We start from the raw sequence: 17,816 nt of genomic DNA on the forward strand, positions 1-17,816 counted from the left end.
GAATATCGGCATATGGACAACGGATCTGGCGTAGGCGTCCTCGACAAGGCCGCCCTCGTGCTCGCCGCCCTCGAGGCCGGACCGGCCACGCTGGCCGGACTGGTGGCCGGCACGGGCCTGGCCCGGCCCACCGCGCACCGCCTGGCGGTCGCGCTCGAGCACCACCGTCTCGTCGCCCGCGACATGCAGGGCCGCTTCGTCCTCGGCCCCCGCCTGGCCGAGCTGTCCGCCGCTGCGGGAGAGGACCGCCTGCTCGCCGCGGCCGGCCCGGTCCTGGCCCGGCTCCGCGACATCACCGGCGAGTCGGCTCAGCTGTGGCGCCGCCAGGGCGAGCACCGCGTGTGCGTCGCCGCGGCCGAGCGGCCCTCCGGCCTGCGGGACACGATCCCGGTCGGGTCGCAGCTCACCATGAACGCCGGGTCCGCCGCGCAGATCCTCCTCGCCTGGGAGGACCCCGAGCGGATGCACCGGGGCCTCCAGAACGCCGCCTTCTCCGCCACCGCGCTCTCCGGCATTCGCCGGCGCGGCTGGTCGCAGTCGGTCGGCGAGCGCGAGCAGGGCGTGGCGTCCGTGTCCGCCCCCGTGCGCTCCCCCGGCGGCAAGGTCATCGCCGCGGTGTCGGTCTCCGGTCCGCTCGAGCGGCTCTCGCGCCAGCCCGGCCGGATGCACGCACCCGCCGTGCTCGCCGCCGCCGACCGGCTCTCGGAGTCGCTGCGCCGCGCGGCGTCGGAGTAGCCGGGGAGCAGGCGGCGTCGGCCTTCTCACCGCCGCCGCGATCCGGCAGGGTGGTGCCATGGCAGACCTCGTGGACCTCGCGCCGGCCGGCGAGCAGCTCGCCGACGTGGTCGTCGACGTCCGCGACGACCAGCTCGACGCAGCGACGCCCTGCGAGGGGCGGACCGTCGGCCAGCTGCTGCAGCACCTCGTCGGGTTGACGCTGGCGTTCCGCGCCGCGGCCGAGAAGGACCTCGGCCCGTGGACCGACACCCCGCCCGACGGCGACGACTGGCCCCAGGCCGAGCCCGGCTGGCGCCAGACGCTCGCCGAGCGCATCCCCGCCCTGGTGGCGGCCTGGCGCGACCCGGCGGCGTGGGAGGGCATGACGCGGGCAGGCGGCGTCGACCTCCCCGGCGAGGTCTGCGGTCTGGTGGCGCTCGACGAGATCGTCCTGCACGGCTGGGACCTCGCCCGCGCCACGGGGCAGAGCTACGGCTGCGACGACGCGACCGCGGGCGCCCTCCTGGCGTTCATCGAGGGCTTCGACGAGAGCGGCACGCCCGGGATGTTCGGCCCGGCCGTCACGGTCGGTCCCGGCACCTCCCGCTTCGACCGCGTGCTGGCCGGCTCGGGCCGCGACCCGCAGTGGCCTCGCCCGACCTGAGCACGCGTACGGGTGGGTCGGGCACCCGGCGGGGGGACGGTGGAGCCGTGGAGCACGTCATCGCCGTCCTCGTCAGCCTCGCCGCGTTCGAGCCCTTGAAGCCGACCTCGCGACCACCGCGGCTGCGCGCAGCGTCTCAGAAGAGGGCGTCCTGCTCGAGCTCGAGCAGCTGCTGCTTGCGCTGCAGCCCGCCGGCGTACCCGGTCAGCGTGCCGTTGGCGCCGATGACGCGGTGGCACGGCACGACGATCGGGATCGGGTTGCGGCCGTTGGCCAGCCCGACGGCGCGTGAGGCGGCGTTGGTCATCCCGAGGCGGCCCGCGATCTCGCCGTAGGACGCGGTCTCCCCGTAGCCGATGGTCGCCAGCTGGGTCCACACCCGTCGCTGGAAGTCGGTGCCGACCGGCGCCAGCGGCAGCTCGAAGCCGGTGCGCTCCCGGGCGAAGTACGCCGTCAGCTGGCGCACCGCCTCGACCAGCACCGGGTCGTCGTCGGTGCGCGCGCCGAGCGGCCGGCCGTCCGCCGGCGGGCGGAACGGGGAGAACTCGATCGCCACGATCGCGCCGTCCCGCTCCACGATGCGCAGGTCGCCGACCGGTGAGGGCATCACGGTCCACATGTCAGTTCTCCTCCGTCGCGGGGGTGGGGGGCATCAGGGTGTTCCAGAGGTGCATCAGTGCGTAGGACCGCCACGGGCGCCACCGGTCGGGGTCGGCGTCGCCGCCGAGGCCGGCCAGCACCCGGCGAACCGCCAGGTCGGTCGGCAGGAAGACGTCAGGATGCCCGAGCGCCCGCATCGCGACGTAGTCGGCGGTCCACGGTCCGATCCCGGGCAGCGCGAGCAGCGCACGTCGTACGTCGTCGCGGTCCGGTCCCCGGTCGAGCAGGACCGTCCCGTCGGCGAGGGCGGCCGCGAGCCCGACGAGGGCACGACCGCGCGCCCGCGGCATCGGGAGCCGGCCGGGGTCGGCGTCGGCGAGGGAGGCGGCGTCCGGGAACAGGTGGGTGAGGCCCGGGACGTCGGTCGTCACCCGACGGCCGTGCTCGGCCACCAGGCGGCCCGCGACGGTGCGGGCCCCGGCGACGCTCACCTGCTGGCCGATGACCGTGCGGATCGCCGTCTCGTCCCCGTCGACCTGGCCGGGCACCCGCAGGCCGGGGGTGGCCCGGACCAGGTGGGCGAGCGCCGGGTCGGCGCCGAGGTGCCCGTCGACGGCGACGGGGTCGCAGTCGGCGTCGAGCAGGCGGCGTACGCGCTCGCTCGCGGCGGCGGTGTCGCGCAGGTCCCCGAGCCGGAACTCCGCGGTGACGGCGCCCGTGCCGCCGCCGGGTCGGTCGGCCGGCTGCCCGGCGGGCAGGTCGGAGAGGTGGAGGCGCACGGTGCCGGGGGCGTGCGGGAGGTCGAGGGTGCGTGCGTACCAGCCCGGACCGGCCGCCTCGACGCCCGCGACGAGGTGGTGGGCCAGGAAGTCGAGCATCCGCCGACCGGCGAACGGCGTCCGCACCGGGAGCCGCATCGTCACCACGCCCGCGCTGCGCACACCGGCCCGGCGGCCGCGGAGCTCGGTCGGGGAGGCTGCGTAGATCTCGCGCAACGTCTCGTTGAACTGGCGCACGCTGGCGAACCCGGCCGCGAAGGCCACGTCGGTCAGCGGCAGGTCGGTGGTCTCGATCAGCACCCGCGCGCTCTGGGCGCGGCGGGCGCGGGCCAGGGAGAGGGGCGTGGCACCGAGCTCCCGCACGAGCAGGCGGCCGAGGTGCCGCGGCGTGTAGCCCACCCGGCGCGCCAGTCCGGCCACGCCCTCCCGGTCGACGAGGCCGTCGGAGATCAGCCGCATCGCGCGTCCGGCGACGTCGGCCGCGACGTCCCACTCGGGGCTGCCCGGGGTGGCGTCGGGCAGGCACCGCTTGCAGGCGCGGTAGCCGGCGGCGTGGGCGCTGGCCGCGGTGGCGTGGAAGGTCACGTTGCCGGCGGCCGGGGTACGCGCGGGGCAGGAGGGCCGGCAGTAGATCCCGGTCGTGCGCACCGCGGTGTAGAAGACGCCGTCGAAGCGGCGGTCCCGACTCTGCACGGCCCGGTAGCAGGCGTCGGCGTCGAGGTGCCCGGTCGGTATCATGGCACCAGTCTGGGGCGCGCCACGACCGCGCACCAGCGGAAAACGGACACGGCGGCGACGAGCAGGGCGCCCCTCAGGCGGCCCGCCGGTAGCGCCGCTCCGGCCGCCCGCCGCCGCCGTACTGCAGTCGCACCGAGACCAGTCCGACCGCCACGAAGTGCTCGAGGTAGCGCCGTGCGGAGACCCGCGAGATGCCGACGAGGTCGGCGCACTCGGCCGCCGAGAGCTCACCGGCCTGCGTCAGTGCCGCCGCCACGGCGTCTGCGGTCTGCGGGCTCAGCCCCTTGGGCAGCGCCGCGACCGTCGCCGGGGCGGGGGTCGCGCCGAAGACGGCGTCGATGTCCTGCTGGCCCGGAGCGGGCGACCCGGACAGGGCCTGGTGCGCCTGGTGCGCGGCGCGGAACGACTCCAGCCGCACACGCAGGTCGTCGTAGTCGAAGGGCTTGACGAGGTAGTGCACCGCTCCCCCGGAGGCCGCGGCGCGCACGGTGTCGGCCTCGCGGGCGGCCGTGACCACCAGGACGCCGACGTCGTCGCCGTCGGCCCGCAGCCGGCGCAGCACGTCGATGCCGGAGATGTCGGGCAGGTGCACGTCGAGCAGCACCAGGTCGGGACGCAGGCGCGCGACGTCGTCCAGCGCAGCGCGCCCGCTGCTGGCCACGCCGACCACGCGGAAGCCCTCGGTCCGCTCGACGAACTGGGTGTGGATGCGCGCCACCATGAAGTCGTCGTCGACGACGAGGACCGTGACCTCGCTCATCCGACCTCCACCCCTGGCAACCGGGCCTCGAACACGGCGCCCGTGCCGTCGGCCCCGGCACGCACCACCACCTCGCCGCCCCGACGTTCGCAGACGACCTGCACCAGCGCCAGCCCGACACCCCGGCCCTCCACGGTCGGCGCCTTCGAGGTCCAGCCCCGGCGGAAGATCTCGCTCAGGACCTCGCTCGGCACGCCCGGCCCGGTGTCGGCGACGGCGAGCCGCACGGCGCCGTCGTCGAGCCCGAGCTCGACCTCGACGGCGGTGCCGCCGACCGACACCGATGCGTCGACGGCGTTGTCGACGAGGTTGCCGAGCACCGTGCCCACGTCGGTGGACGACTCGGGGTCCAGGCGCGGCAGGTCGCTCCCGTCGGTCACCCGCAGCTCCACGCCACGCTCGGAGGCGAGGCTGGTCTTCGCGATGAGCAGGGCCGCGACCGCCGGGTCCTCGACCCGAGCGGTGACCGCGTCGGAGATCTCCGCGCGACGCCGGCTGAGCGTGCCCACGAGCCGCGACACCTCGTCGTACTCGCCGAGCTGCACCAGGCCGGAGATCGTGTGGAGCTGGTTGTGGAACTCGTGGGTCTGGGCGCGCAGCGTGTTGGTGATCGACTCGCGCGCGCTCAGCTCGCTCTGCAGGGCGAGCAGCTCGGTGCGGTCGCGCAGGGTGGTGACCGAGGCCACCCTCCGGCTGCCCTCGACGACCGGGTTGCGGTTGACGACCAGCACGCGATCGGCCAGCACCACGACGTGGTCGCGGATCTCCGCGTCGTCGGCGAGCAGGTCGCGGACGGCCGCGTCGAGGTCGAGCTCGTCGACGTTCCGGCCCACGACGTCCCCCGCCGGACCCGGGTCGAGGCCGATCAGCTCGCGGGCACTGTCGCTGAGCACCGTGACCGTGCCGTCCTCGGCGACGGCCACCACTCCTTCGCGGATCGAGTGCAGCAGGGCCTCGCGCTGGTCGGCGAGGGCCGCGATGGCCGCCGGCTCCAGCCCGCGCGTACGCCGGCGGATCAGGCGCGAGAGCAGGAAGGAGCCCGCCGCTCCGAGGCCCAGCCCGAGCCCGGCGAAGGTGAGCAGGTCGGGCAGCACGCCCCGGGCCCGCTCGGCCAAGGACGGGTAGGACTGGGTGACGACGGAGATGCCGACGAGGTCGCCCTGGTTGTCGAGCACCGGCACGTGCGCGGCGATGGCGCGCTCGCCGAAGTCGTCGACGTCACCGGTCCACGGCCGCCCCTGCTGCACCGTGCTCGAACCGAGGTCGACCCGCTGCCCGCGACCGACGAAGTCGCTGCTCACCTGCACCACCCCGGTGGGGTCCGTGAGGTAGACCCCGCTGGCCTGGAGGTTGTTGCGCACGCGCTGGGTGTACGACGTCAGCGACACGCGGTTGCCGACGACGTCGTCGCGGATGTAGGCCTTGCGCACGAGCCGGATGTTGGCCATCGACTCGGCCTCGGCCCGCAGCCGGGCGCCCCTCGTCTCGCGGAAGTCGGCGTCGCTCTGCTGCACCGACACCACGCTCGCCACCGCGACCACGGCGAGGAGCACCGAGAGCTGCAGCACCAGGAACTGGCCGGCGAGCGTCGCCGGCCACCACCGCGAGCGTGACCACAAGTTCCACAACCTCCATTGCTTACCCAAGCGTGACGGGCGCCACAGGAAGTCTCCACCATCGTGGGGGTCGGTCGCGTCGGCGCCGGCCGCGCGGACCCACGACGACCGTGGGGACGCGGGAGACACTGACAGAGATCGGAGTGCACATGCTGCGTCCCAGGACGAGTCGGCCGGTGGCCACCGTCGTGGCCCTCGCCGGCGCGCTGCTGCTCGCGACGGGGTGCGGGGTCACCCGGGGCCCGCAGAGCGACGACATGACGATGCTGATCCCCAACAGCCCGGGCGGCGGCTACGACACGACCGGCCGCACCGCGATCGCGGTGATGGAGGAGTCGGACATCACCGGCGGGTCGTTCGAGGTGACCAACGTGATCGGCGCCGGCGGCTCGGTCGCCATGACCCGGCTGATGAACGCCGAGGGCGACGAGCGGACCATGATGACCGCCGGCCTCGGCGTGGTGGGGTCGCTCTACTCCTTCGGCGCTCCCTACAAGCTTCAGGACGCGACGCCGATCGCCCAGGTGATCGAGGACCAGGAGGGCGTGCTCGTCCCCGCGGACTCGCCCTACGAGACGATCGGGGACCTGGCGGCAGCCTGGCAGGACGACCCCGGCTCGATCGTCGTCGGCGGCGGCTCCTCCCCCGGCGGCCCCGACCACCTCTTCCCGATGCAGCTCGCCACCGCCCTCGACATCGACGCCCGCGACGTGCGCTACGTGCCCTACGACGGGGGCGGCCCGCTGACTACCGCCCTGCTCGGCGGCAAGATCGACGTCGGGTTCTCCGGTGTCGGCGAGTTCGAGGGACCGCTGTCGGAGGGCAGGCTGCGCCTGCTCGCCGTCTCGGGCGAGGAGCGGCTCGAGGGCGAGGGCGTCCGCGAGGCCCCCACTCTGCAGGAGTCGGGCATCGACCTCGTGTTCACCAACTGGCGCGGGATCTTCGCGCCCCCCGGCATCAGCGAGGAGCGCCGCGACGAGCTCATCTCGATGCTCGAGGAGATGCACGAGACCCCCGAGTGGCAGCAGGCCCTCGAGGACAACGGCTGGATCGACGAATTCAAGACCGGCGACGAGTTCACCGCGTTCCTCCAGGAGCAGGACGAGCGCGTCGCCACCACCCTCGAGGAGCTGGACCTGCTGTGAGCACACCACTGGACACCCCCACGACCCCGGCCGCGTCCGGGACCACCGACGGTCCCGACCGCGACCTCGCCCAGCTCGGCCTCGCCGCGCTCCTGGTCGTGGTCGGCGGCTACACCCTCTACGACGCGACGACCCTCCGGGTCGGGTTCGGCGACCCCGTCGGACCGCGCCTGTTCCCCTACGTCATCGGCGCCGTGACGGTCGTGCTCGGCCTGCTGCTCGTGCTCGCCACCCTCCGCGGCGACGTGCCCGAGGGCGAGGGCGGCGAGGACGTCGACCTGCGCCAGCCCGCCGACTGGGTCACCGTCCTCAAGCTGGTCGGCGTGCTGCTCTTCACCGTGCTGACGATCTCGTTCCTCGGCTGGGCCGTCAGCGGCGCACTGCTCTTCGTCGGCTCGGCGTGGTCGCTGGGCAGCCGCACCCTGGTGCGCGACGTGATCGTCGGCCTCGTGCTGTCGGTCGCCAGCTGGTACTTCTTCCACGAGGGCCTGGGCGTCATCCTCCCGGCCGGGATCCTGGACGGGGTGCTGTGATGGACAACCTCGGCCTGCTCGCGGACGGCTTCGGTGCCGTCCTCACCCCGGAGAACCTGCTGTACGCCGTCATCGGCGTGCTGCTGGGCACCTTCGTCGGCGTCCTTCCCGGCATCGGCCCGGCCATGGCGGTCGCGCTGCTGCTGCCCGTCACCTACGGCCTCGAGCCGATCTCGGCGTTCATCATGTTCGCCGGCATCTACTACGGCGGCATGTACGGCGGGTCGACGACCGCGATCCTGCTGAACACCCCCGGCGAGTCGGCGTCGGTGATGACCGCGCTCGAGGGCAACCTGATGGCCCGCGCGGGACGAGCCGCCCAGGCGCTCGCCACCGCTGCGATCGGCTCCTTCGTCGCCGGCACGGTCGGCACGCTGCTGGTCGTGTTCTTCGCCCCCGCGCTCGCGTCGGTGGCCGTGGAGATCGGCGCTCCCTCCTACTTCGCGCTGATGGTGCTCGCGATGATCATGGTGACGAGCGTGCTCGGCGGCTCGCCGCTGCGCGGCTTCATCGCCCTCTTCCTCGGCCTGACGATCGGCCTGGTCGGCCTCGACCTCAACACCGGCCAGACCCGGCTGAGCTTCGACCAGCCGCTGCTGGCGGAGCGGATCGACGTCGTCGTGGTCGCGGTCGGCATCTTCGCCCTCGGCGAGGCGTTGTGGGTGGCGGCGCACCTGCGCCGCACCCCGGCGCACGTGGTCCCGGTCGGTCGACCGTGGATGAGCGGCGACGACGTCAGGCGGTCGTGGGGCCCGTGGCTGCGCGGCACCGCCTACGGCTTCCCGTTCGGGGCGCTGCCCGCCGGTGGCGCGGAGATCCCGACGTTCCTCTCCTACGTCACGGAGAAGCGGATCGCCGCCCGCAAGGGCCGCGACGAGTTCGGGCGGGGCGCCATCGAGGGCGTCGCCGGTCCGGAGGCCGCCAACAACGCCTCCGCCGCCGGCACGTTCGTGCCGCTGCTCGCACTCGGGCTGCCGGTCACCGCGACCTCCGCGGTGATGCTCGCCGCCCTCCAGGGCTACGGCATCGAGCCGGGTCCCGGCCTGATGACCGACCAGCCCGAGCTGGTCTGGGCCCTCCTGGCCAGCCTGCTCATCGGCAACGTGCTGCTGCTCGTGCTCAACCTGCCGCTGGCACCGGTGTGGGCGAGGCTCCTCCAGATCCCGCGGCCGCAGCTCTACGCCGGCATCTTGTTCTTCGCGGCGCTCGGCGCCTACGCCGCCAACCTGCAGGCGTTCGACCTGTTCCTGCTCCTGCTGCTCGGGCTGCTCGGGCTCCTGATGCGGCGATTTGGGCTGCCCGTCCTGCCGTTGATCCTCGGGGTGATCCTGGGGCCGCTCATGGAGTACCGGCTGCGCGAGGCGATGGCCATCTCCGGCGGGGAGGTGTCCGCGCTGTGGAGCGAGCCGCTCGCGGTGGTGATCTACGTGGTCGTGGCGATCGCCGTGGTCGCGCCGCTGGTGGTCCGCCGGGTGCGTCCTGCACCGGCCGCGGTCGCCGTGGACGAGGGCATCGCCGGGCACGCCGACGACGAGGAGAAGGTGCGATGAACGACCGGGTGACGACGATCGTGGTGGGCTGGACGCCCGACGAGTTCGGGGCGGCCGCGCTGGCGCGCGGCACCGAGGAGGCGCGGTTGCGCGCGGGCCGCGTCGTGGTGGTCAACGCGACGCGCGGCGACGCGCTCGTCGACGAGCGGTACGCCGACGAGGACCAGCTGGCCCGTCTGGCCGGCGAGCTGGCCGACAGCGGGGTGGACGTCGACGTACGCCGCTCGATGGGCGCCGACGTCGGCGACCAGGTCCTCGAGGTGGCTGCCGACGTGGGCGCCGACCTCATCGTGATCGGCCTGCGCCGCCGCTCCCCCGTCGGCAAGCTGCTCATGGGCAGCGTGGCGCAGCGCGTGCTGCTCGGCGCGGAGTGCGCGGTGCTGGCGGTGAAGCCGGCGTCCTGACCAGCTCAGGAGCCGGCGACGGCACGGCGCCGGTGCCACAGCACGAGGGCGACGGCACCGCCCGCGAGGACGACGGCCCCCGGCAGCAGCACGCCGCCGAGCCCGTCGTCCTCGCCGGCCTCGGCGGAGGTGGGTGCGGACGCCTCGTCCACCCCGGGCTCGGCGCCCGCACCCACCTGGAACTGGACCTCGCCGGTGATCTCGTGCCCGTCGGCCGAGACGACCTCGTAGGTCATGGTGTAGGCGCCGTCGGGGCCGGCCCAGAGGTTCTGGCGCACCTCCGTCCCGACCGACGTCGGCTCGCCGTTGACGACGCTGCCGTCGGGTCCGGTGACGCTCACGTCGTGCACCTCGCTCACCGGGCCGGTGAAGGTGAGGACCGCCCGTGACGGGAGGACGTCGACGACACCGGACTGCGACGGGTCGGAGGTGAGCAGCTCGTCGTGCGCGGCCGCCGGGGCGACCGGTGCCCACCCGAGCGGCACCGCGAGCGCGGCGAGCACCGCGAGGGCAGCGGCCCCGGCGCCGGGACGGGTGGGCATCGTCGTCGCGCTTCAGGACTGCGTCGAGAAGGCGGCGTCGAACGCGGCGGACGGGGCGTCGAAGGCCAGCCGGCGGACGAACTCGAGCGCCTCGGGCGCCCCGACGAGGCGGTCCATGCCGGCGTCCTCCCACTCCACCGAGATGGGGCCGTCGTAGCCGATCGTGTTGAGCATCCGGAACGACGCCTCCCACGGGACGTCGCCGTGCCCGGTGGACACGAAGTCCCAGCCCCGGCGCGGGTCGGCCCACGCCAGGTGCGAGCCCATCCGGCCGTTGCGGCCATTGCCGACCTGCTTCTTCGCGTCCTTGCAGTCGACGTGGTAGATGCGGTCCTTGAAGTCCCAGAGGAAGCCGACGGGGTCGAGGTCCTGCCAGACGAAGTGGGAGGGGTCCCAGTTGAGGCCGAAGGCCTCGCGGTGCCCGATCGCCTCCAGCGCCGCCACCGTCGTCCAGTAGTCGTAGGCGATCTCGGACGGGTGCACCTCGTGGGCGAACCGCACGCCCTCGCTGTCGAACACGTCGAGGATGGGGTTCCAGCGGTCGGCGAAGTCCTGGTAGCCCGCATCGACGAGGTCCTGCGAGGCTGGCGGGAACATCGCGACGTACTTCCAGATCGAGGATCCGGTGAAGCCGACGACGACGTCGACGCCGAGCCTGCGCGCCGCCCGGGCGGTCGTCTTCATCTCCTCGGCCGCACGCCGGCGCACGCCCTCGGCGTCGCCGTCGCCCCAGATCCTGTCGGGCAGGATCCCGCGGTGGCGCTCGTCGATCGGGTCGTCGCAGACGGCCTGGCCCTTGAGGTGGTTGCTGATCGCGAACACCTGGAGGTCGTGCTTCTTCAGCATCTCGAGCTTCGCCGGGACGTAGGAGTCGTCCTCGACGGCCGCCCACGGGTCGAAGTGGTCACCCCAGCAGGCGAGCTCGAGGCCGTCGTAGCCCCAGCCCGATGCGAGCCGGCACACCTCCTCGAACGGCAGGTCGGCCCACTGGCCGGTGAACAGGGTGATCGGGCGGGTCATCGGTGCTCCTAGGTCTCTCGGTGGGGTGGAGGGGTGCTGCTGGGTGCTGCTGGGTACTGCTGGTGCTGGGTGGTGCAGTCGTGCGGCCTGGTGCGGTGGGTCGTGCCGGCGGGTGCGGCCGGTGCCGGGACGGAGCGCGCTGTCCCGCCACCGGCCGCGTGGGCGGCACCTCGCGGTGCCACCCGGCGCCCGGGCGGTGGACCCGGCCCCCTCCCGTGACCCAGGGCCGAACCTGCGTCACGGTCGGGTGCGGCACCTCGCGGTGCCACGCGGCCGGGTCCACCACTGCGGACGTTCCTCGCCCCGCGCCTAGAGCTGCGCCTTCATGGCGCGCGCCAGGTGCTGCAGGGCGGTGCGTGCTTCTTCGTCCTCCACACGCTTCGCCAGCCTCTCGAAGCGCTTGAGCGCCTTGACGGCCTTCTGCGAACCGGCCTTCCTGGCGATCCTCAGCTCCTTCTTGAGCTTCTTCGCCAGCTTCGGGCCGACCGAGCCCTCGTCGTCGAGCCTGTCGACGAGGCGCTTGCCGGAGCCGAAGGACGCGACCACCGTGAAGGTGAGGGTGCGCGTCGTCTGGTTGCCGGCCTCGTCGAGGACGGCCACCTCCAGCCGGTGCGTACCGGCGCCGAGCGACATCGCGTCGAGGCGGGCCGGCGAGCCGACCACCGCGCCGTCGAGCCGCACGACGCTCTCCGCCGTCCCGGACGTGGCGTCACCGAGGGTGACGACCGCCGTCCGCACCGCCGCCGCGTCGAACGTGGCCCCGTCGGCGATGCCGCTGACGGCGACCGTCGGTGCCGTGGCGTCGATCTTCACGGTGAGCGTCCCGACCGCCGACGTGGTGCCGGCCGCGTCGGTGGCCCGCGCCTGGACGAGCGTGACACCGTCGGTGCTGACCTTGAACGGCGCGGTGTACGCCGTCCAGGCACCGTTGCCGCCGATGCGGTACTCCAGGCCGACCTCGCCCTGGCCGCCTGCCCCCGCGAGGGAGACGGTGACCGGACCGGTGAACCACCCGGCCCGGCCGTTGGCCGCGGCGGGAGCCGTGGTCAGGCTGACCGTCGGCTTGGCCGGCTCGACGGGCTCGCCCGGCTCGCTGACCACGACCTCGAGCTGGCCGCCCACGGTGTTGCCCGCCTCGTCGGCGGCGCGGTAGCGGACGAGGTGCGTCCCCGGCTCGTCGAGCACGAGCGGCGTGGCGTAGTCGCTCCACGACGCGTCGTCGCCGATGCGGTACTCGATGCCCGCCACGCCGGAGGTGGCGTCGGCGGCGGTCAGCGTGACCGTCTTGGTGGTGCTGCCGGTCTCCGCGGTGGTGACGACGGGCGGCGCCGTGTCGACCTTGACGGTCTGCGACCGCGTGGTCTCGACGTTGCCCGCTGCGTCGGTCGAGCGGTACTCGACCAGGCGCTCGCCCTCACCGGTGACGGGGACCGCGAGGGTGTACGGCGTCCATGCGCCTGTGCCGATGCGGTACTCGATCGCGGCGACGCCCGACCCGGCCGCACCGTCGGCCGCGGCCAGCGTGACCGACGGACGCGTGGTGTGCCACCCGTCCCGGCCCGTGGCCGAGGGGACGGTGATCGTCGCGGTCGGGGCGACCGTGTCGACCTTCACCGTGAGCGACTTCGTCGCCTCGGTGTTGCCGGCTGCGTCGGTCGAGCGGTACTCGACCAGGCGCTCGCCCTCACCCGTGACCGGCACGGCCGCGGTGTAGGGCGTCCAGGCACCTCCGGCGATCCGGTACTCGGTCGAGGCGACGCCCGACCCGCCCGTCTCGTCGGCGGCCGCGAGCGTGAACGACGGACGCGTGGTGTACCAGCCGGCCTGGCCGGTGGCACCCGGGATGCTGAGCGTCGTCGTCGGCGCCGTGGTGTCGGTGAGACCGCCACCGGGCTCGCAGGTGTCGTCCTCACCGAGGGTGAAGAAGTCGAAGCTGGCGGTGATGCCTGCCCCGGCTGCCTGGTTGGCGGCGGACAGCAGGCCGATCCGCGGGTTCGCGATGCCGGCCAGGCTGTAGCCGCCCGACATGGTTGTCCACGTCTCGCCGTCGGTGCTGTAGCTGCCGAGGACCTGCTCGCCGTCCTCGCTCGTCAGCCTCAGCCAGACCGTGCTGGGGGAGGTGGCTCCCAGCCCGGACGTGTTGGTCTCGACGGCGGTGCCTGCGGTCTCCCGCGCCGTCTGGACGATGTTGGACGCCGCGTTCGGGTCCGCGCTGCGTCCCTGGAAGACGTGCTTGAGGTAGTTGTCGTCGTCCCCGTAGACCAGCAGCCCCGCCGACTGGTACTGGCGGTTGATCGGCGCGCTGACCTTGGTGGTCGCGACGAACGGGCCGTCCGGGAGGTCCGTCAGCACCAGGTCACGAGCGGTGTTCGTGGTCTGGTAGAGGTCGGTCCCCTCCATCGGGATCTTCACCGAGCCGCCGGAGACCGTGAGGTTCCCGCTCGGCCGCACGACCGTCCACGGCGGGGAGGTCAACGACTGGCCGTTGAAGTCCTCGACGAAGCACGGCTGGGGGCACGGCACGGCCGTGTCGTCCGGGGTGATGGTGAAGTAGTCGAACTGCGCGTTGATGGCGGGCGTGGCCGAGGCCGCGGTGCTGCCCAGGGCCAGCAGGCCGACCTTCGGGGCGGTGATGCCCGACAGGTTGCGCGCAGCGGCAGTGGTGCCGTTCGACAGGGTGATCGGGAGCCAGGTGTCGCCGTCGGTGCTGTACGACGGGGTCACCGTGCTGCCATCCGTGCTCGACATCCTCAGGTAGACGGTGTCGGGGAAGGCCGCCCCCAGGTTGGCGGAGTTGGACTCCGATGCCGTCCCGTTGGTCTCCTTGGCGAACTGGATGACGTTGGCCGCCTTGTCGCCGTTGGTGGCGGTGGAGCGGCCCGAGTAGACCAGCTTCAGGTAGTTGTTGTCGTCGCCGTAGACGATCAGGCCACCCTGCTGGTAGCCCTTCGTCGCGGGCAGCGTCACCTTGGTCGTCACCTCGAAGGCGCCGGCCGGCAGGTCCTGCAGGACGATGTTCGGCGCGGTGTTGGTGCCCTGGTAGATGTCGGTCGCGGTGATCGGGATGGTGAGCATCCCGTCGGCCACCGTCAGTGCCTGGTTGACCCTGACGTTCCGGTTCCACCGGGTGGTGTCGAGCTCGGTGCCCAGGAAGTCGTCGGAACGACCGCTGAAGCACATGTCGGACTGCCTCCTGACCGTGACCTCCAAGGTCCTGGTCGTCCTGGCTCCCCGCGCGTCCGTCACCGTGAGCTCGACGACGTACGTGCCGGGCGTGGCGTAGGTGTGGCTCGGGTTGGCCTGCGTGGAGGTGGTGCCGTCACCGAACTTCCACGCGTAGGTCAGCGGGACGTCGTTCTCCGAGTCGCTCACCGTGCTGGTGAAGCTCACCGGCAGCGGCGCCTCGCCGTTGGTGGTGCTGGCGGAGATGGCGACGGTCGGCGGCTTGTTGTCGGTGACACCGCGACCGTTGAACTCGAGCCAGTTGACGTTGGCGCCACCGGTGGTGGCGACGACGTAGAGCGCCTGGCTCGTGGTGGTCGCGCCGGTGAACGTCGTGGAGACGTTCTGGTAGGTCTGCGCGCCGCCGGTGTTGGGGATCGCCAGCGTGCCGATCGCGGTGCCGGTCGGCGAGCCCTGCCGGACCTCGAACGTGGCACCGGCCGTGGTCGACGCGGCCCGCATGGTGACGCCGCTGATGCCGGTCAGGTTCATGACGTCCCACGCGAACCAGTCACCCGTCTCGACGCCCGTCACGTTCTGGCCGCCACCGGCGTCGGTGGTCGTCTGCGTCGCGACGCCCGCCTGCCCGGTGGTGTTGCTGCCCGTGCGACCGGTCCGGTCGAAGAACTCGACCTCCTTGTGCTTGGTGTGCAGGACCACGCCGTCGACACCGGTCAGCGCGCCGGCGACGCCGTTGCCCTTGTCGGTGTAGGTGGCCTTGATGGTGCCGAAGATGTTCGCGCCGGAGTGGCCGGTGTCGCCGGGGAGCGCCAGCGTGCCCGAGCAGCCGTTGTACTGCTCGTAGTCGTGCGAGTGCTGGTCGTGGCCCAGGCCGGGCTGCACGACGACCTTGCTGCAGTCGATCGTGCCGTCCTCGGGGTCGGTGACCTGGACCTCGTACGCGACGTGGTCGTCGAAGTCGAAGAACCCGCCGTTCTTCGGCAGGACCAGCTTCACCGTCGGGGCGGTGTTGCCCACCGTGATGGAGAGGTTGGTCGTGCCGCTGCGTCCGTCGACGTCCGTCACGGTCAGCCGCGCGGTGTAGTTGCCGGCCTGCGGGTAGGTGTACGAGCCCTTCGCGGTCGCGGCGTCGGCGGTGCCGTCGCCGTCGAAGTCCCACGAGTAGGTGAGGCCGGTCGCGTCACCGGTGTCGGGGTCGAAGGACGCCGCGCCGTCGAACTGGACGGTCAGCGGCGCCGGGCCCGACGTCTTGTCGGCCGTGGCCCGGGCGACCGGTGCACGGTTTCCCTCGACGTAGTCGATCCGGTAGATGCCGGAGTCGGTGTTGTCGCCGTTGAAGCCGCTGCCCCACTCGATCATGTAGAGGGCACCGTCGGGACCGAACTGCAGCGCGTGCGGGCGCCGCATCTGCAGCGGGGCCAGGAAGCGGTTGAGGTCGGTGTAGCCCGTGCCGTCCTGGTTCATCTGCACCGTGAACAGGCGGTTGTTGTTCCAGTCGGCCCAGACCGCCTTGCGGTCGAAGTACGCCGGCCACTTGCGGTCGGACTCCAGCTCCGGGTCGTAGCTGTAGGTGCCCGAGGTCATCGGCGCACCGCTCGCACCGATCTCCGGGGTGCCGGTGATCGAGGCGTTGTTGCTCTGCCACATGGTGGCGGCCTTGGCTGCGGGCAGGTTGGTCAGGCCCGTGTTGTTGGGCGAGTCGTTGACGGGCGCGGCGCAGTCGAACGTCGCACCGGCCGTGCTGCTGGCGAAGTTGTAGTCGTTGTACGGCGTGTTGTTGCCCACGCAGTACGGCCAGCCGTAGTTGCCCGGCTCGTCGAGGACGTTCCACTCCACGCGGCCGTTGGGCCCGCGGGTGGCGCTCACGGAGCCGGCGTCCGGACCGTAGTCGGCGACGAGGATGTTGTTGTTCTGCTCGTCGAGGCCGATGCGGAACGGGTTGCGGAAGCCCATGGCGTAGATCTCGGGACGGGTCTTCTGCTGGGTGTCGGTGGACTCGTCGAAGAGGTTGCCGGCCGGGATGGTGTAGCCGCCGTCGGCCTTGGGCCGGATGCGGAGGACCTTGCCGTTGAGGCTGTTGGTGTTGGCCGAGGTGCGCTGGGCGTCCCAGGCGCTGCGGTTCGGTCGCTCGTCGATGGGCGTGTAGCCACCGGAGTCGAACGGGTTGGTGTTGTCACCGGTCGCGAGGTAGAGGTTGCCGTCGTTGTCGAACTCCATGGACCCGCCCGCGTGGCAGCACTGGTCGCGCTGCGTCGGCACGTCGAGGATCGTCACGGCGGTGCCGAGCTGCAGCGTGTCGCCCGACATCGTGTAGCGCGCGATGCGGTCGGTCGGCGTGGTGCCCTGCGGGGAGTAGTAGAGGTAGACCCAGTTGTTGGTGGCGAAGTCGGGGTCGAGCGCGATCCCGAGCAGGCCGAACTCCTGGCCGGTGTAGACGGGGATCGTGCCGGCGGTCACCACGTTGCCGTTGGGCTTGATGATGCGCACGGCGCCGTTGCGGTCGATGTAGAAGACCCGGCCGTCGTCGGCGATGTCGAGTTCCATCGGGTTCGAGGTGTTCTCGTCGAGCGCGACCTTCTCGAAGCTCGAGGGCAGCGTCGCCTTGCAGTCGGAGTCCACGACGCCCGCGGCGGTCTGGATGCCACCGAGGATGTGCTCGAGGAAGGTCGGGTCGACGAAGGACGCCTCGGTGTGGCCCATGCCGGTGTACCAGCTCCGGCCGCCGTCGTAGTCCTGGCACCAGGCGATGGGGTGTTCGGCACCCATCGCGCCGTTGCCGGGCGTGTAGGTCGTCTCGTCGAGGGAGGCGAGCACGTGCAGCTTCTCGCGGGGGTTGGCCGGGTTGGTGCGGAAGTTGTACCACTCGTCGGTGCGCTGCCAGCGCGGAGCGATGCCCGCGGTGGACGCGTGGGCGTGGTCCTCGACCTTCACGGTCGCGGTGGGCGTGCCGGGCGGGTGGTTGTTGAAGTAGGCGCCCACGAGCTGGCCGTACCAGGGCCAGTCGTACTCGGTGTCGGACGCCGCGTGGATGCCGGCGTAGCCGCCGCCCGCCTGGATGTAGCGCTCGAAGGCGGCCTGCTGGGAGGAGTTGAGCACGTCGCCGGTCGTCGACAGGAAGATGACGACCTCGTACTGCTCGAGGTTCGCGTCGGTGAAGGCGGCGCTGTCCTCGGTCGCGGTCACCGTGAAGTTGTTGTCGGCCGCCAGGGCCTGGATGGCGGTGGTCGCCTCGTCGATGTTGGAGTGGCGGAACGCGGCGGTCTTGGAGAACAGGAGCGCGTCGAACGACTCCTCCGCGGCCGCCGCCGCGGACGCGGCCGCTGAGGGTGCGGTCCAGGGCGTCGCCTCGCCGATGACGTCCTGCTCCGGCTGGCGCTTCTCGGAGGAGGAGGCCTCCTTCGTCGGCCTGTCCGGCACGGCGGCGCCGGCCGGGGCGGCCGAGAGCCCGAGCGTCGCCCCGAGGGGCAGCGCCACGAGCATGGCCATGGTGGATCCGAGGGCTGCACGGGATCGACCCTGCAGCTGCGTGATGAGTCTGTTCATCACGATCCCTTCTCTGGTGATG

General features: G+C 72.6%; 13 protein-coding genes. 6 read left to right on the forward strand and 7 right to left on the reverse strand.

The window, feature by feature from the left end:
- Nucleotides 1-12 precede the first annotated feature (12 nt).
- Both J3P32_RS02405 and J3P32_RS02410 read left to right on the forward strand, forming a co-directional pair.
- Entirely contained in the window at nt 13-735 is a 723-nt protein-coding gene (locus J3P32_RS02405) for an IclR family transcriptional regulator (RefSeq protein WP_090972091.1), read from the forward strand.
- A gap of 58 nt (nt 736-793) precedes the next feature.
- Nucleotides 794-1,381, forward strand: a complete 588-nt coding sequence (locus J3P32_RS02410) for a TIGR03086 family metal-binding protein (RefSeq protein ID WP_210438268.1) — start codon at nt 794-796, stop codon at nt 1,379-1,381.
- A 136-nt stretch (nt 1,382-1,517) separates the two neighbouring features.
- Here J3P32_RS02410 and J3P32_RS02415 read toward each other — a convergent pair whose 3' ends face one another.
- The 4 genes from J3P32_RS02415 to J3P32_RS02430 form a co-directional block, all read right to left on the reverse strand.
- Complete coding sequence (locus J3P32_RS02415) at nt 1,518-2,000, reverse strand: methylated-DNA--[protein]-cysteine S-methyltransferase (protein ID WP_210438269.1); 483 nt, start codon at nt 1,998-2,000, stop codon at nt 1,518-1,520.
- A 1-nt stretch (nt 2,001) separates the two neighbouring features.
- Nucleotides 2,002-3,498: an AlkA N-terminal domain-containing protein gene (locus J3P32_RS02420; RefSeq protein WP_210438270.1), complete on the reverse strand. Its 1,497-nt coding sequence runs from the start codon at nt 3,496-3,498 to the stop codon at nt 2,002-2,004.
- A gap of 73 nt (nt 3,499-3,571) precedes the next feature.
- Complete coding sequence (locus J3P32_RS02425) at nt 3,572-4,258, reverse strand: response regulator (RefSeq protein ID WP_210438271.1); 687 nt, start codon at nt 4,256-4,258, stop codon at nt 3,572-3,574.
- Nucleotides 4,255-5,877, reverse strand: a complete 1,623-nt coding sequence (locus tag J3P32_RS02430) for a sensor histidine kinase (RefSeq protein ID WP_210438272.1) — start codon at nt 5,875-5,877, stop codon at nt 4,255-4,257. Before J3P32_RS02430 ends, J3P32_RS02425 begins: the two co-directional genes overlap by 4 nt.
- Nucleotides 5,878-6,050: 173 nt before the next feature.
- Between J3P32_RS02430 and J3P32_RS02435 the strand changes: the two genes are divergently transcribed.
- Genes J3P32_RS02435 through J3P32_RS02450 form a run of 4 tightly spaced genes read left to right on the forward strand, consistent with a single transcriptional unit; the run spans nt 6,051 to nt 9,506 of the window.
- A complete protein-coding gene (locus J3P32_RS02435; protein WP_307861562.1) occupies nt 6,051-7,019 on the forward strand; it encodes a Bug family tripartite tricarboxylate transporter substrate binding protein in 969 nt (322 codons plus the stop codon).
- Nucleotides 7,016-7,552 (forward strand): tripartite tricarboxylate transporter TctB family protein, encoded by a 537-nt coding sequence (locus J3P32_RS02440; RefSeq protein ID WP_307861563.1) that lies wholly within the window; start codon nt 7,016-7,018, stop codon nt 7,550-7,552. The genes J3P32_RS02435 and J3P32_RS02440 overlap by 4 nt, the downstream gene beginning before the upstream one ends.
- Nucleotides 7,552-9,102: a tripartite tricarboxylate transporter permease gene (locus tag J3P32_RS02445; protein ID WP_210438274.1), complete on the forward strand. Its 1,551-nt coding sequence runs from the start codon at nt 7,552-7,554 to the stop codon at nt 9,100-9,102. The genes J3P32_RS02440 and J3P32_RS02445 overlap by 1 nt, the downstream gene beginning before the upstream one ends.
- On the forward strand, nt 9,099-9,506 hold the full coding sequence (locus J3P32_RS02450) for a universal stress protein (protein WP_210438275.1): 408 nt from the start codon (nt 9,099-9,101) through the stop codon (nt 9,504-9,506). The genes J3P32_RS02445 and J3P32_RS02450 overlap by 4 nt, the downstream gene beginning before the upstream one ends.
- A 5-nt stretch (nt 9,507-9,511) precedes the next feature.
- On the opposite strand, the gene J3P32_RS02455 is transcribed toward J3P32_RS02450, so the two are convergent.
- The 3 genes from J3P32_RS02455 to J3P32_RS02465 all read right to left on the reverse strand — a co-directional run bounded on the left by J3P32_RS02455 (nt 9,512) and on the right by J3P32_RS02465 (nt 17,794).
- On the reverse strand, nt 9,512-10,048 hold the full coding sequence (locus J3P32_RS02455) for a copper resistance CopC family protein (RefSeq protein ID WP_210438276.1): 537 nt from the start codon (nt 10,046-10,048) through the stop codon (nt 9,512-9,514).
- Between the two features lie 12 nt (nt 10,049-10,060).
- A complete protein-coding gene (locus J3P32_RS02460) occupies nt 10,061-11,068 on the reverse strand; it encodes a sugar phosphate isomerase/epimerase family protein (RefSeq protein WP_210438277.1) in 1,008 nt (335 codons plus the stop codon).
- Nucleotides 11,069-11,377: 309 nt separating this feature from the next.
- Entirely contained in the window at nt 11,378-17,794 is a 6,417-nt protein-coding gene (locus J3P32_RS02465) for a ThuA domain-containing protein (protein ID WP_246850470.1), read from the reverse strand.
- Between the last annotated feature and the right edge of the window lie 22 nt (nt 17,795-17,816).

The organism is Nocardioides xinjiangensis (genome assembly GCF_017916385.1).
GTDB lineage: Bacteria > Actinomycetota > Actinomycetes > Propionibacteriales > Nocardioidaceae > Nocardioides > Nocardioides xinjiangensis.

Excerpts from the sequence above, each read along its gene's own strand:
- J3P32_RS02405 (WP_090972091.1), top strand. The coding sequence starts at position 13 with ATGGACAACGGATCTGGCGTAGGCGTCCTCGACAAGGCCGCCCTCGTG.
- J3P32_RS02410 (WP_210438268.1), top strand. The coding sequence starts at position 794 with ATGGCAGACCTCGTGGACCTCGCGCCGGCCGGCGAGCAGCTCGCCGAC.
- J3P32_RS02415 (WP_210438269.1), bottom strand. The coding sequence starts at position 2,000 with ATGTGGACCGTGATGCCCTCACCGGTCGGCGACCTGCGCATCGTGGAG.
- J3P32_RS02420 (WP_210438270.1), bottom strand. The coding sequence starts at position 3,498 with ATGATACCGACCGGGCACCTCGACGCCGACGCCTGCTACCGGGCCGTG.
- J3P32_RS02425 (WP_210438271.1), bottom strand. The coding sequence starts at position 4,258 with ATGAGCGAGGTCACGGTCCTCGTCGTCGACGACGACTTCATGGTGGCG.
- J3P32_RS02445 (WP_210438274.1), top strand. The coding sequence starts at position 7,552 with ATGGACAACCTCGGCCTGCTCGCGGACGGCTTCGGTGCCGTCCTCACC.
- J3P32_RS02450 (WP_210438275.1), top strand. The coding sequence starts at position 9,099 with ATGAACGACCGGGTGACGACGATCGTGGTGGGCTGGACGCCCGACGAG.
- J3P32_RS02455 (WP_210438276.1), bottom strand. The coding sequence starts at position 10,048 with ATGCCCACCCGTCCCGGCGCCGGGGCCGCTGCCCTCGCGGTGCTCGCC.
- J3P32_RS02460 (WP_210438277.1), bottom strand. The coding sequence starts at position 11,068 with ATGACCCGCCCGATCACCCTGTTCACCGGCCAGTGGGCCGACCTGCCG.
- J3P32_RS02465 (WP_246850470.1), bottom strand. The coding sequence starts at position 17,794 with ATGAACAGACTCATCACGCAGCTGCAGGGTCGATCCCGTGCAGCCCTC.